General features: G+C 60.0%; 3 protein-coding genes and 3 pseudogenes. 4 read left to right on the top strand and 2 right to left on the bottom strand.

The window, feature by feature from the left end; all coding sequences use genetic code 11:
- Positions 1–147: 147 nt before the first annotated feature.
- Positions 148–8,742 carry a Ulp1 family isopeptidase gene (locus AC3CB8_RS10625; RefSeq protein WP_488377305.1) on the bottom strand — a complete coding sequence of 2,865 codons (8,595 nt, stop codon included), beginning with the start codon at positions 8,740–8,742 and terminating at the stop codon, positions 148–150.
- Between the two features lie 941 nt (positions 8,743–9,683).
- On the opposite strand from AC3CB8_RS10625, the pseudogene AC3CB8_RS10620 reads away from it, so the two are divergent.
- Positions 9,684–10,061, top strand: a pseudogene (locus tag AC3CB8_RS10620) (type IV secretory system conjugative DNA transfer family protein); the annotation flags it as partial.
- Positions 10,062–10,702: 641 nt separating this feature from the next.
- The gene (locus AC3CB8_RS10615; RefSeq protein WP_352727362.1) at positions 10,703–13,237 is read left to right on the top strand and encodes a two-component system VirA-like sensor kinase; all 2,535 of its coding nucleotides are present in this window, start codon (positions 10,703–10,705) and stop codon (positions 13,235–13,237) included.
- A 315-nt stretch (positions 13,238–13,552) separates the two neighbouring features.
- Here AC3CB8_RS10615 and AC3CB8_RS10610 read toward each other — a convergent pair whose 3' ends face one another.
- A complete protein-coding gene (locus tag AC3CB8_RS10610; protein WP_084567634.1) occupies positions 13,553–13,798 on the bottom strand; it encodes a hypothetical protein in 246 nt (81 codons plus the stop codon).
- Between the two features lie 176 nt (positions 13,799–13,974).
- On the opposite strand from AC3CB8_RS10610, the pseudogene AC3CB8_RS10605 reads away from it, so the two are divergent.
- Positions 13,975–15,245: pseudogene (locus tag AC3CB8_RS10605) on the top strand (ISL3 family transposase); the annotation flags it as partial.
- Between the two features lie 70 nt (positions 15,246–15,315).
- A pseudogene (locus AC3CB8_RS10600) lies at positions 15,316–15,505 on the top strand (hypothetical protein).
- Positions 15,506–15,761 lie beyond the last annotated feature (256 nt).

Below are 15,761 nucleotides of genomic sequence, written 5' to 3'. Positions count from 1 at the left end.
AGCTATGCTGGAGATTGGGGTGACGAGGCTGATCAAGCCTTCCAACAGTACCAGCCTGATCAATTACGGCGAGAGCTACCGGTCCGGAGATCGCATCAGCGCCTCTGTCGTCAAGAGAGCTGTTCTGCTTGACCCCAGCCATGGAGCTCAACGCCCCGCGTCGGAGCGCTCCCTGCTTCTGAAGGAAGCCACTAGGTCCGCTCGGGCTTGATCGGAGGCTTGGCTGATGGACGTCGTGGTTGCTTCGCTCAGTTGCCGCCCCATGGCGCGGCTTTGCGGATTATCAGTCCTCTGCCTCTTCGCCGGTCTCAACAGCGCTGTGGAATGTTCATTGTTTATGATGACGCCCCCGCTGTTCACGAGGTTGCTCCTGTCAAGTGTACTCGTCAGTCCGTCCTGGGCCTCGCGCTTCTTGCCCAAGTGCCGTTCAAACGGCGCTGGCGCGACTTGTTGAGCTCGAGAGATGGGTCCCTGCTCTCCTGCGTGGCCATGAGCTTGTGCCGCGGTCTGCGCAGCGGCGTCCCCAATGGCACGAGCCTCCATGCCGACTGCGTCTTCCGGACGAGCAGCAAGGGCAATTTCGCGCCCGAGTGCGAACTTCCGGACATGAGTTAGTGCACTGATTTCAGCGGTTTTCATATAGCGCTTGGCATCTTCATCCAGCGACCGCTCGTGAAGCCGATCCGCAATCCCCGGCTTTTTGTTTTCAACCAGGCATTGACTGAAACGTCTAAGAGCAGACCCATAGACCTCAACGGTACGGGGTTTCGGCCCGGTCGGCGCTGCCTCGTACGCTTTGATGAGAGCCGCTGTGTACTCTCTGATGAGCACGGCGTCGGCAGGGTGGGGATTCAGGGCCGGGCGGCCCACCACTGGCGCTCCGCCCGCCCACGTCTTGAGACGACCCAGTGACCCAGCCACGGCCGAGGGGCCGCCACCCCAGATCTCGTACTCCTTGCGATCCCGATCCAGCGACTCCTCGTGAAGCCGATCCGCAATCCCCGGCTTGTTATTTTCAACGAGCCAATGACCAAAGCCGAAAAGAATATCTACATGGCGCTTGACCGTGATCTCCCCGACCTTACCGGCATAGAGTGCTGACCTCAGCCCTTCGACAAGGGTCGCATCGTTGGAATAAAGAGGACCCTTGTCGGGACCGGAGACCACTTTTGGGCGATCTGGCTGCACCGCCGCCGGCACAGAACGAGCATGGTCACGCAACTCGGACGGTGCGGGGGGATTCAGATCAACCACTGACGAATCCGGCGCATGATGATGGCGCGCCGTTGAGTGACCCGGCTGCAGCACCGAGGCACCCAGCATCGACCCACTGCCTCCGGCGTACGGCGCCGCGGCGTGTTCTTGTCCGCTCCCTTGCATCATGGGCTGCGCTTCCCATGGCAATGCACCCACTTGATGGGTGGGGGCCTGCATCAGCACGCGAGCGCCTGAATTGCCGATCTCGCTCAGCTGCGGCTCAGTGGCAACGTCCTGCAGACGACTGTTCGGGGTCCTTTGCCTCTTCGCTGGTCTCAACTCCGCTGTATCATGCTCACGGTTGATGAGGACCTCCTCGCTTGGTAGCTGGTTGCTCCTGTCCTGTGCTGCGATCCGCTCGTCCGGCGCGCGCTGGTCGCCGTCGCGCCAGCTCAGGGGACGAAAGGACCCTGCGGGATCCGAGGCTTGGTGATGGGGCCCAGTTGGCACGAAAGACGATGCCAGTACAGCGTCGTCTTCATTAGCTTTCCCAGGGGGGAGATACTCTGGCCAACTGTATTCCTCCTGCGGCCCGCTGTGCTGCGCAGCGGCGTCCCCCTTGCTCTCAAGACTTTGAAATTTAAATGGGTCCCCGGGAGCAACGTCTGGCGCTGACTGGCCGAGCCGCTTGATCTGCTGGTGAAACGTCCCAACGGGGCTTTCCTTAACCGCGTCTCGGGCCTGTCGGTCCATGAGTTCAAAGTTCGTGAGATTATTTGCCGTTCCGAATGTATCGTCACCCCTGAGGCGGGTTTGTAGTGCCTGCCGATTGACGACGAGGTTGTTGAGGTTCAGGTCATCTGGCTGCGATTGCAATCGCCCAACCAGCGCCCGCGTGCCGTCCACCACGTAGACTCCGCAATCCACCACGTTGCTCTGCTGGGCGATGCGGGATACGCCCACGCGGGTCTCCAGGCTGGCGCCCAGATTTTCTGCGAGCTCTTTTGCAAGCGGGTCATGCCATCCGTTGTAGGAGTCATAATGATAGGCAACCGGCCGTTCCCGGTCGCTGCGATCAACGAACAGCAGCGACCAATGTTTGCCGCGCTCCTCACGAGTCGTACCGGCATCGCTCACTGGCACGAACAGGAAGTCGGCTGTGTCGTTGCCGTTCTTATGGACGATGCGCTGGAATGCGCTTAGCATGACGCTCTTGGAGCCCAAGCGCAGATGATAATTGGCTACGAGGGGATCCACGAACCGCGTCCGGGCGGCGAGATCTGGATTGTTCCCCTGCAACTCCTGCTCCAGGAGTTGGTAATCCCTCTGGATATGTTCGTCGCCTAGCCATTCCAATGCGCCGAGCACCCGCCCGTCTTTAGCTTTCCCAGGGGGCCTCTCTGGCCGACCCAATGCCTCCTGCGGCCCGCTGCGCTGCGCAGCGGCGTCCCCAATGGCACGAGCCTCCATGCCGACTGCGTCTTCCGGACGAGCAGCAAGGGCAATTTCGCGCCCGGGTGCGAACTTCCGGAGATGAGCTAGTGCACTGATCCTCCGGTTACCACCGGAGTTCACATAGCGCTTGGCATCTTCATCCAGCGACCCCTCGTGAAGCCGATCCGCAATCCCCGGCTTTTTGTTTTCATGCAGGTATTCACTGAAACGTATAAGAGTAGATCCATAGACCTGAATGGTACCGCGATTCGGCCCGGTCGCAGGCGCTTCTTTGTACTCTTTGATGAGAGCCGCTGTGTAATCTCTGATGAGCGCGGCGTCGGCAGGGTAGGGATTCCGGACAGGGCGGTCGACCACTGGCGCTCCGCCCGCCAACGTCTTGAGACGACCCAGTGCTCTAGCCACGATCGAGGGGCCACCCCTGCTCTCGTACTCCGAGGGGCCACCCCTGCTCTCGTACTCCTTGCGATCCTGATCCAGCGACGATTCGTCAAGCCGAGCAGCAAATCCCGGCCTGTTATTGTCAAAGAGCCAACGACCAAAGCCGAGAAGAGAATTTACATGGCGCTTGACCGTGCTCTCCTTGACCTTACCCGCGTAAGCTGACCTCAGCCCTTCGACAACGGTCGCATCGTTGGAATAGAGGGGACCCTTGTCGCGACCGGAGACCCCTATTGGAGGATCTGGCTGCACCGCCGCCGGCACAGAACGAGCATGGTCACGCAACTCGGACGGTGCGGGGGGATTCAGATCAACCACTGACGAATCCGGCGCATGATGATGGCGCGCCGTTGAGTGACCCGGCTGCAGCACCGAGGCACCCAGCATCGACCCACTGCCTCCGGCGTACGGCGCCGCGGCGTGTTCTTGTCCGCTCCCTTGCATCATGGGCTGCGCTTCCCATGGCAATGCACCCACTTGATGGGTGGGGGCCTGCATCAGCACGCGAGCGCCTGAATTGCCGATCTCGCTCAGCTGCGGCTCAGTGGCAACGTCCTGCAGACGACTGTTCGGGGTCCTTTGCCTCTTCGCTGGTCTCAACTCCGCTGTATCATGCTCACGGTTGATGAGGACCTCCTCGCTTGGTAGCTGGTTGCTCCTGTCCTGTGCTGCGATCCGCTCGTCCGGCGCGCGCTGGTCGCCGTCGCGCCAGATCAGGGGACGAAAGGACCCTGCGGGATCCGAGGCTTGGTGATGGGGCCCAGTTGGCACGAAAGGCAATGGCAGAACAGCGTCGTCTTCATTAGCTTTCCCAGGGAGCTCGCGCCCGAGTTCGGACTTCCGGAGATGAGCTAGTGCACTGATCCCACCGGAGTTGTTATAGCGCTTGGCATCTTCATCCAGCGACCCCTCGTGAAGCCGAGCCGCAATCCCCGGCTTTTTGTTTTCAACCAGGTATTCACTGAAACGTCTAGGAGCAGATCCATAGGTCTGAATGGTAGCGGGATTCGGCCCGGTCGGCGCTGCCTTGTACTCTTTGATGGGAGCCGCTGTGTAATCTCTGATGAGCGCGGCGTCGGCAGGGTCGGGATTATTCAGGACAGCGGCGCGGTCCAGCACTGGCGCTCCGCCCGCCCACGTCTTGAGATGACCCACTGCTCTAGCCACGTCCGAGGAGCCACTCTTGCTCTCGTACTCCTTGAGATCCGGATCCAGCGACTCCTCGTGAAGCCGAGCAGCAAATCCCGGCCTGTTATTATCAAAGAGCCAACGACCAAAGCCGAGAAGAGAATTTACATGGCGCTTGACCGTGCTCTCCAATGCTGACCTCAGCCCTTCGACAATGGTCGCATCGTTGGAATAGAGAGGACCCTTGTCGCGACCGGAGACCCCTATTGGAGGATCTGGCTGCACCGCCGGCGGCACAGAACGAGCAGGGTCACGCAACTCGGACGGTGCGGGGGGATTCAGATCAACCACTGACGAATCCGGCGCATCATGATGGCGCGCCGTTGAGTGACCCGGCTGCAGCACCGAGGCACCTAGCCTCGACCCACTGTCTCCGGCGTAGGGCGCCGCGGCGTGTTCTTGTCCGCTCCCTTGCACCATGAGTTGCGCCTCCCATGGCGATGTATCCACTTGAGGGCCGGGATCATGCACTGGTTCGTCCATTTGCTTTTGCAACCGAGCCCACCTTTCGGCCACCGCGGCCTCGCCAACCGCGGAGGGCGTCTCCTCAGCCCTGGCGAACGCTGGCCCGGCAGGCGCCGCCGGCACAGAACGAGCATGGTCACGCAACTCGAACGGTGCGGGGGGATTCAGATCAACCACTGACGAATCGCGCGCCGTTGAGTGACCCGGCTGCAGCACCGAGGCACCCAGCATCGACCCACTGCCTCCGGCGTAGGGCGCCGCGGCGTGTTCTTGTCCGCTCCCTTGCGTCATGAGTTGCGCCTCCCATGGCGATCGTAGAAGGTCCGCGTGCGGAATCGAGTCGAAATATCCCGACAAATCAGCGTCGACCTTCTGCTTTTGCAACCGAGCCCACCTTTCGGCCACCGCGGCCTCGCCAACCGCGGAGGACGTCTCCTCAGCCCTGGCGAACGCTGGCCCGGCAGGCGCCGGCGGCACAGAACGAGCAGGGTCACGCAACTCGGACGGTGAGGGGGGATTCAGATCAACCACTGACGAATCCGGCGCATGATGATGGCGCGCCGTTGAGTGATCCGGCTGCAGCACCGAGGCCCCCAGCATCGACCCACTGCCTCCGGCGTCGGGCGCCGCGGCGTGTTCTTGTCCGCTCCCTTGCACCATGAGTTGCGCCTCCCATGGCGATGTATCCACTTGAGGGCCGGGATCATGCACTGGTTCGTCCATTTGCTTTTGCAACCGAGCCCACCTTGCGGCCTCCGCGGCCTCGCCAACCGCGGAGGGCGTCTCCTCAGCCCTGGCGAACGCTGGCCCGGCAGGCGCCGCCGGCACAGAACGAGCATGGTCACGCAACTCGAACGGTGCGGGGGGATTCAGATCAACCACTGACGAATCGCGCGCCGTTGAGTGACCCGGCTGCAGCACCGAGGCACCCAGCATCGACCCACTGCCTCCGGTATGCGGTGCCAGGTGCTCGTCCCCCAGCATCATGGGCTGCGCCTCCCATGCCAATGCACCCACTTGATGGGTGGGGGCCTGCATCAGCACGCGAGCGCCTGAATTGCCGATCTCGCTCAGCTGCTTAGCTTTCCCAGGGGGCTTCTCTGGCCGACCCAATGCCTTCTGCGGCCCGCTGTGCTGCGCAGCGGCGTCCCCAATGGCACGAGCCTCCATGCCGACTGCGTCTTCCGGACGAGCAGCAAGGGCAATTTCGCGCCCGAGTGCGGCGTACGGCGGGAACTTCCGGAGATGAGCTAGTGCACTGATCCACCGGTTACCACTGGAGTCCAAATAACGCCTGGCATCTTCATCCAGCGACCCCTCGTAAAGCCGAGCCGCAATCCCCGGCCTGTTGTTTTCATGCAGGTATTGACTGAAACGTCTAAGAGTAGCCGCATAGTCCTGAGTGGTTTTGGGATTCGGCCCGGTCGCAGGCGCTCCCTTGTACTCTTTGATGAGAGCCGCTTTGTACTCTTTGATGAGCACGGCGTCGGCAGGGTCGGGATTCAGGGCAGCGCGGCCCACCATTGGCGCTCCGCCCGCCGACTCTTTGAGACGACCCAGTGCTCTAGCCACGTTCGAGGAGCCACTCTCGCGCTGGTACTCCTTGAGATCCTGATCCAGCAACGGATCGTCAAGCCGAGTAGCAAATCCCGGCTTGTTATTATCAAAGAGCCAACGACCAAAGCCGAGAAGAGAATTTACATGGTCCGTGACCGTGCGCTCCCCGACCTTACCGGCATAGAGTGCTGACCGCAGCCCTTCGACAACGGTCGCATCGTTGGAATAAAGAGGACGCTTGTCGCGACCGGAGACCACTACTGGAGGATCTGGCTGCACCGCCGCCGGCATAGAACGAGCATGGTCACGCAACTCGAACGGTGCGGGGGGATTCAGATCAACCACTGACGAATCCGGCGCATGATGATGGCGTGTTTCCCCGGGAACAACGTCCCGTACGAACACCGAGTCTGGGTTGCCTTGGTCCGGCGCGACTGGAGCCAGGGCTCTGTCGTGCAACGCTCGCGCTGACTGGCCGAGCCGCTTGATCCGCTGGTGAAACGTCCCAACGGGGCTTTCCTTAACCGCGTCTCGCGCCTGTCGGTCCATGAGTTCAAAGTTCGTGAGATAATTTGCCGTTCCAGATGTATCGTCACCCATGAGTCGGGTTTGTAGTGCCTGCCGATTGACGACGAGGTTGTTGAGGTTCAGGTCTGGCAGGTCTGGCTGCCATCTTTGCAATCGCCCAACCAGCGCCCGCGTGCCGTCCACCACGTAGACTCCGCAATCCCACTCGTTGCTCTGCTGGGCGATGCGGGGTAAGTCCACGCGGGTCTCCAGGCTGGCGCCCAGCCTTTCTGCGAGGTGTTTTGCAAGCTTGTCATGCCATCCGCTGACGGAGTCATAATGATAGGCAACCGGCCGTTCCCGGTCGCTGCGATCAACGAACAGCAGCGACCAATGTTTGCCGCGCTCCGCAAGAGTCTTACCGCCATCGCTCACTGGCACGAACAGGAAGTCGGCTGTGTCGTTACCGTTCTGATTATGGACGATGCGCTGGAATGCGCTTAGCTTGTCGCTCTCGGAGCCCAAGCGCAGATGATAATTGGCTACGAGGGGATCCACGAACCGCGTCCGGGCGGCGAGTTCTGGATTGTTCCCCTGCAACTCCTGCTCCAGGAGCTGGTAATCCCTGTGGATATGTTCGTCGCCTAGCAATTGCAATGCGCCGAGCACCCGCCCGCTGGGGTCGCCGAAAACACCAAAAAACCCTTCGACCGCGGGGGACATCCCCTCAGGAAAGAGCTCTGGCGAGGCGGAATTCCCCGCCCGCAAGCTGGGAGGAGCGAATTCCGGTGGCCTCAGTGGCACCTCCTCGCTTGGTAGCAGGTTGCTCCTGTCCTGTGCAGCGATCCGCTCGTCCGGCGCGCGCTGGTCGCCGTCGCGCCAGATCAGGGGACGAAAGGACTCTGCGGGATCCGAGGCTTGGTGATGGTGCCCAGTTGGTACGAAAGACGATGGCAGAACAGCGGCGTCTTCATTAGCTTCCCCAGGGAGCTTCTCTGGCCGACCCAATGCCTTCTGCGGCCCGCTGTGCTGCGCAGCGGCGTCCCCAATGGCACGAGCCTCCATGCCGAGTGCGTCTTCCGGACGAGCAGCAAGGGCAATTTCGCGCCCGAGTGCGGCGGACGGCAGGAACTTCCGGAGTTGAGCTAGTGCAATGATCCTCCGGTCACCACTGGAGGCCTTATAGCGCTTGGCATCTTCATCCAGCGACTCCTCGTGAAGCCGAGCCGCAATCCCCGGCTTGTTGTTTTCAACCAGGTATTCACTGAAACGTCTAAGAGTAGCTCCATAGTCGTGAATGGTTTGGCGATTCGGCCCGGTCGCAGGCGCTCCCTTGTACTCTTTGATGAGAGCCGCTTTGTACTCTTTGATGAGCACGGCGTCGGCAGGGTCGGGATTCAGGACAGCGCGGCCCACCATTGGCACTCCGCCCGCCGACTCTCTGAGACGACGCAGTGCCACAGCCACAGTCGAGGAGCCACCACTGCTCTCGTACTCCTTGAGATCTTCATCCAGCGACTCCTCGTGAAGCCGAGCAGCAAATCCCGGCTTGTTATTTTTAAAGAGCCAACGACCAAAGCCGTAAAGAGAATTTACATGGCGCTTGACCGTGTCCTCCTTGGCCTTACCCGCGTAGAGTGACCTCAGCCCTTCGACAACGGTCGCATCGTTGGAATAAAGAGGACGCTTGCAGCCGCGACCGTCGGAGACCACTATTGGAGGATCTGGCTGCACCGCCGCCGGCACGGCGGAACGAGCATGGTCACGCAACTCGAACGGTGCGGAAGGATTCAGATCACCCACTGACGAATCCGGCGCATGATGATGGCGCGCCGTTGAGTGACCCGGCTGCAGCACCGAGGCACCTAGCATCGACCCACTGCCTCCGGCGTACGGCGCCGCGGCGTGTTCTTGTCCGCTCCCTTGCATCATGGGCTGCGCTTCCCATGGGGCCGCGCCTTCGATGAGGCTCAGGTCTCCCTGAGACGGATGAGGATGGAACGGGTCTGGCAGAGCCGGAACGCCGGGGGCGGGAATTTGGGCAGCGGCTTGGCGCGCCTCGCCCGAGCGCTGCTCAAAGCCCTCTTGCCCGGCCTGTGCCGCTTGCTCTTGAGATGCCGGGGGCTGCACCTGCCGCCAACCTGTTACATTGGATAGGTCAAATTTGTGCCGGTTCACGCTAGCCTCACGTCCACAGATCAGCTGAGCAACCTACTCGGGCATACTTACGAGAAGCTGACGAGGTCCGCGGTCCCGGAGCGGGTAGGCCTAATTTTCTGCGCGCCGATTGCGCTGGCGCGACGTAGCCCGGCCTTTTGCCAGCTCGGCAGCTACGGCTCGCAAAGAGCGTCGTAAGGCTTGCGGAGCCGCCCCTCAGCTCCCGTCTAGGAGCAATCCACAATTCACATGTTTGGAGATGGCTCGCTGGTTTACCGGTCTGCGAGCCCTGCAAGCCCATGCTTCAGATGCCGCCCGTGCAGAGGTATTTCATTTCGAGGTAGTCCTCGAGGCAATGGCGGGAACCCTGCGTCAGCGGGAGCGTCAGCTACATAGTCGACAACACGCGCTTTTTACCTCGGTCTCGGCTCGCAACGATGGATTGCTAACGGCGAACTCATGCTGGTCGGCAAGGCGATACTGGCTGGAGCATCAACTCGGCCGACGAGAGTGGCCACACCATCCTAGACAGGATCGGCCGATATGCCCGGCATCGCCGCTCTGCAAAAAGCACAGCGGGCATCCAGACGTTGCCGGGTTGACTATGGGTGTCCGAACCGCGAAAAGAGGCCGCTCTTTATGAGTGGCGTGCGCTGGCAGTCTAACCCCAAGCCCCCCGCCCGGGCTGCCGGCGCGCTTCTAGGAACATCGAGGTAGATGACGAGACTCCGAACTACATTTCCAAAGCTATCGGTGGATTCACATTTCAAGCCCAATCGATTTCCTACAGCCAGGCGCGAACGTTCGATTGGAACATTCAGAATTCACATCAAGGTGCACCTCTATTGCATCCCGAACAGGTTCGGCTGCTCGATGACGACTACGAGATTGTTCTCATCAAAGGTCTGCCACCATTAAAATTGAGGAAGGTGCGATATTTTTCGGATCGCATTCTGAAACGCATCTTTGAAAGCCAGACAGGCGCCCTCCCGGAGCCGGCGCCCTTGACGGGAGCAGAGGAGGCGCTCTCCGCAGAATCTCAACTCGATGACCCGCTGTGTGAATTGGCGCAGGACTTTGACGATACAGTTTGATGTGAGGCTAGTATGAACCCGCGAAATAGTAATCCATCCCGTGTAACAGCTTTGTCGCAGGTGCAGGACGCCGGCTTGGAAGACGGGCAAGCGGTCCAGGCCCGGCGAGTGGGCTTTGAGCAGCACGTGTCCGAGGCGCTCCGGCCGCTGTTCGATGGTCGAGCTGACGAGCCGCCTACCGGTCCAGAGGAGCTTCTGCGACTGGAAAAGGGGTTTCGCGAGGTGCTTCAGCGAGGGCAGGATCATCAAGCCGCCTCGTCTTTTTTCAGCGATCCAAGGATGCCCGCTGGACGGGATGACCCCAAGGGAAGCGTGTCGGACGCTTTCGCAGCAGCCGGCTCTAGGCACGCCGGAGTTGAGGCCGCCGCCCCGCCAGTGTTAGCTGCCAGCCAACAGCAGATCCGGCCCTCGCCAGTTGCGTTTGACCGACCGGTATCATCCTCGGCTGCTGCAGGCGTGCGCTTGTATGCCCCTTCGATGATCTCTCGGAAGACCAGTTCCGAAAACTGCGATCAGTTGCCCGCCTTGTGCTGCCGCCTCGCCGTCGAGGTCGAAACGCCCGCGAATCAATGGAAGGTCAGCGGGCCATCGGGGCAGAGTGCAACGGCGTCTACACCGCCTATTTGAGGGGAGAGGTACACTTGGCTTTCCTGTTCCAGCAGCATCCGGCCGCACACCGACGCGATGGGGAGCTAGAATTCAAATCGGACCTTCGCAAGGCACGCACCGCGGATCAAACGCCGTTCGTTTGGGAAAAATGGCTCAGTACCGACAAAGCTTCTGTAATGGCCCTAGTGGCCTCGGTTGCGCTCTTGGTCGCGATACAGTGGCAAGACCCCCAGATCAACGAGGCGGTCCTAAGCGAACTGCGGACGATTCAGATCAACTACGCATTGCTCCAGCGAGACGTCGCCCGCGCCGACATGGTATTGGACTTCCGTTCCGTTGCTTCTACCGGGGAAGCATTAAAAAGGAACCTCCAAAACTACCAACGCCTTGTTGAGATTTCGCCCAATGAGAGCTCCGGGGTGCACTCCAGGTTGGTTGCACAGCTCAAAAATTCCCTCGAAAACACAGAAGCTGCCATCTCGGCCTCGGCCGCGCAAAATGAGCTTCTGCAAAGCTCTCTCGTACGCTTTGCTCGCTCGGCTAATCGCCTTCGGGGGGGAGTGTCGAACAGGCCTGAATTTTCCAATCTGATCCTTCAATTTTCGGCCAGACCGGGATTCAGCCTCGCATTACAAATCGATCAGTCTCTCCGCCGACTTCCTCCTAGCCAGGACCAAGTCACGGAGGATGTTGCCCGCGAGGGCCGCGCTATCCTGTCCTCAATGTTGAGGTTGGACCGCGCTGTCAATCGGATCCCATCCTTCGACACGTTCGCCAAGGCTGCTGAATTGGAGCGAGAACATCTGAAAGCCTACAGCTTCGCCAGCGCGCAAGCGCAGCGTACACGACTTTTCTTTGGCTTGGTGTCCATATGCCTCTGCTTGTTTGCGACCATTCGAGCCTCCACGCTGCATGTGCGGACGAACCGGTTGGAAAGGCGGTTAGAGCTTGAAGCGGCGATGAGTGAGATCGAAGCTTGTTTCATCGACAGTCAAGCAACGAAGGCTTCGCGGCGCTTCTCCACCGAAGCAGCGCTTAGACTCATTCAATGCGTTTTCGATGCGGATCAATGCGCGCTTGCTCTGGTGGATCCGAGTATCAGCAGGAATACCGAGTACTTTGTCGCGAACAAGCGCATGCGCGTCTGGAACGCCACGCTAATCCATGAAGTCGTCTCACTTGTACACCCGGAACAGCCAGTGTTTCGCGTCGTTCCGGCGTCGGAAGTGGTTCGGACTGCCGTAGGCACTACCGGTGTTTGTCAAATTGTTGGTTGCAGGGCCTCCGATCAGCAGGCTGCGGTTTGTATCCTTGTTTTTGAAGGAGATCGCTCACCACCCTCCACAGACGACCTCCTGGTTCTGGCGAGCGCTACTGTGCGTTTAGGCAACCATCTTGAAATGCAACGTGTACACACGGAACGTAACCTTTTTGAGAGTCGATGGGAGCATGCGGAAAGGCTGACGGCTGTCGGCACAATCGCAAGCGGCGTTACACATGAATTCAATAATGTTCTAGGAGCAATAGTCGGCTACGCAGAGATGGCTAAAGGTCTTGTGCGCCGCCCCTCGAGAATTCGGGGCCACATCGGCCAAATTATCTTAGCCAGCAACCGAGCCAAACTGATTATTGATCAAATTTTGTCACTAAGCCGAAATCGGAAGCGCGTGACGATGCCTTTCGACGTCTCGGAAAGTGTAATGGATCTCGCGCCATTGCTGCGGGTTACACTTCGTGCGGATGTTGAGTTGAACTTCAAGATCAACGAGTGGCAAACGGTGATCGAGGGCAGCCCGACCGAGATACAGCAGATCCTTATGAATCTATGCAAGAACGCGTCGGAGGCTCTCTTGAATGAGGGCCGTGTCGAGATTAGCGTTTCTCGCGCTCACGTCTGTCAAACGAAGCCCGTGGCTAAGGGCACCTTGAAACCGGGAGATTACGTTCTCCTCTCCATCAGCGACGATGGCCAAGGAATCGCAAGTTCGGTGCTTCCGCATATCTTTGAGCCCTTTTTTACCACGCGCTCTCGCGTCGGCGGGACCGGACTGGGTCTTGCTGCAGTGGACCGCCATGTGAGCGCGCTCGCAGGATGCCTTGACGTCACCTCGGCTGTTGGCCGAGGTACACGCTTCGATCTCTACTTACCGGCCTGCGCTGAGGAGCAGGTCAGAGCTGATAGCGCTTTCGGCCCATGCGATGGATCACTTGGCAACGGAGAAATCATTGCAGTCGTTGACCCCGATCCAGCAGCGTTGGAGATCTACAAGGATAAGATCGCCGCGCTGGGTTATAAGCCGGTCGGCTTCGCGACCTTCGAGAGTCTTTGCGACTGGATCGAGAGCGGGAAGGCAGCCGACCTCCTAATTTTGGATAAAGCGACTTTCCTCGGGCCAGGACAGCCCGAAGCCGTACGTACCACCCTGATGACGGTGCCCATCATCGTCGTTGGTGGAAGCGACCCCATGCCGATCACATCTGGTAATCAGACCTTCGTCCTTTGGCTAGCCAAACCGGTCTCGTCCAGGACGATGGAGCATGCAATTCGTAGGATGATAATGGCATGATGCCGCCGACGCGCTCAGGATACCGAGCTACCGAGGCAGTCGGAGGCGGAGCCGGCTGGGATCCAGCAAATACAAGAGCGTCGGACGATCTCTGCGCACCCGGCTCATGGCGAGTTCCCCCGAAAACTGTCGTCGGCTTCCGCCCAAGGAAGGGCTCCCCGACCACGGCAAACCTGCCGCCGTGCTCGTGACCGTCAAGGACAAGTCGCCGCGCGATGGGGTCTGCGGGCCTCCATCCTTGACAAGTCACTGCGCGCTGGCGGCGACAGGCGACGGGTAATATAAGGTCGGGACGAGGAGATGGTCGCCAATCGGTCACGCAAGATGGTTGACGAAATGACTCGAGAGCAAAGCTCGACAATCATCGCCCCATTCACGCCAGACTTCTCCTGTGCGTTCATCATCGGCTACGGCTCCTCGCTGCCCCGACAAGGCTATCGCCGCCCCTTTGAAACTGCCGAGTATCTGACCAATTTCCAGTAGAACCGATTTCACGGCCGCGGTGGTGCGGTCGTCGTAGTCGGCGGCCGATTGCGGATCGGGCGGTACTACTGGAGCCATTGCAATTTCTCCTGCCGCAAATGGTCAGCGGCCTCCTGTCCCCTAAGTTTGAACAGGACTTGTGCAAACGACGCCGGGCGCCGGCTCGATTGTATCAAGCAGTGGCCCTTCATCCTTCAGGATCGAGATCACAACGTTTTCACCCTTCGCCGCCGACGACAGCTTGAGGGCATGTCGCCGAGCGATCCCGCCGGACCTCGCGATTGGAGTGTATCGTTCATCATCTTGGGCTGGCGCTCGGCGGCCGGCCGCCGGCCAGTTTTGCGAAGCGGCTGATGGTCCCGGTCAATAATGACACGCTGCTGCGGGTGGTGCGGCGACGGGCCTGTTTGCAAACAGATCCTCTCAAAGTTGTCGGCATTGATGATTGGGCCTTCCGTCGCGGCCATCGTTACGGCACGATCGTCTGTGATCTGGAGCGGCGGCGGATCGTGACACTGTTGCCTGATCGTGAGGTTGCCACCGTCGAGGCCTGGCTCGCCGACCATCCTCAGATCGAAACCGTCTCGCGCGACCGCGGCGGCGGTTACGGTGAAGCGACTGCGAAGGCGTTGCCCGAAGCGGTTCAGGTCGCCGACCGCTGGCATCTCCTGAAGAATGCGAGTGCGGCTTTCCTCGACGCCGTCCGGGATGCGGACAATCCAAACTGCGATCGGCGCTACGACGGTCAATCCCGATCTGCTCACCTACGCGGAGAAGCGGCAACACGAAGGCTATCTGCGGCGCGAGGAGACAAATGCGGCAATCATGAAACTTGCCAGCGAAGACATCCCCATCAAGGAGATCGTGCGTCGCACCGGCCACAGCCGTAAGCTGGTCCGTCAGGTGGTCCGTGGCCAGCGGACCGATATTTTCCGCGCCCGCCAGAGTTCACTCGAAGCCTGGCTGCCCTTGCTGGAAGGGCAATGGAAATCTGGTTGCCACAATGCAAGCGAGCTTTGGCGACGGCTGAAGACAAAGGGCTTTCGGGGACGTCTGGGTGTCGTCAGCGAATGGGCAAGGCGACGACGACGCGCCGAACAGGCATCCGATCAGCAACTCCACAAGGTGCCATCAGCCAGAACGATCGCACGGTTAATGACGACGGCGCGCGATCAACTGAACAAAACCGACACTATGATGATCGCTGTCATCGAGGCGGGTGTGCCCATGCTGGTGGAAGCACGCAATCTGATCGCTGGTTTCCATTCCATGATCCGCAAGAAAGTCGCCCATGAGCTCGAGGCGTGGATCGCCGACGCCAGCAAAAGCCTCATTGCGTCTTTCGCCAATGGCATCATTCGCGACCGTGCTGCCGTCCGCGCCGCGATCACCGAGCCATGGTCCAACGGGCAGACGGGCAGACGGGCAGACGGGCAGACGGAAGGACAGATCACCAAGCTCAAGCTTGTAAAACGGCAGATGTACGGCCGACCTCCTCCAAGCACGTTTGATCGGTGCTGCCTGAAAGAAAATATCATCGAGAGTGCGTCAGACCCCTTATTCCACGCCGAAACACAATCAATCACTTCGCGAAAATGCTCGGAGAGGACCCCGAACTCCTGGAGGCGATCGTCTGTAACGGCGACAATCTGTGCTACGGCAGTCTCATCAGCGTTTACGACGGCACGGGCGCCCATGCGACCAATGACTGGAAACGATTTCCTCGAAGACTTCGTCTCAGAGCCAGACATCATCGCACGCATCAAAGCGAAATCTCCGCGGTAACAATCGGGCGCTTACACAAGACCACACTGCCGCAAGCTGCTCAGCGTGTTCCAGATGCTGTTCCTGACAGGCCGGTTCTCTCGGCAGAATGCTTGGCCGAAATATATCCTCCATGCAGGCAGAGCTCACCTACCCGCACTGGCCCCTACCAGTGTCGGGTTTGTCGAATCCGCGACACGGTGACGTCTGGCTGGCGTGCCGCCGCGCTCTCAGTGAAGCCATTGAATAACATCCAGAACAGTTTTCTGGGTCGCTT

The sequence above is a fragment of the Mesorhizobium sp. P160927 genome (assembly GCF_057766385.1).
This window is presented reverse-complemented; position numbering and strand designations above follow the sequence as displayed.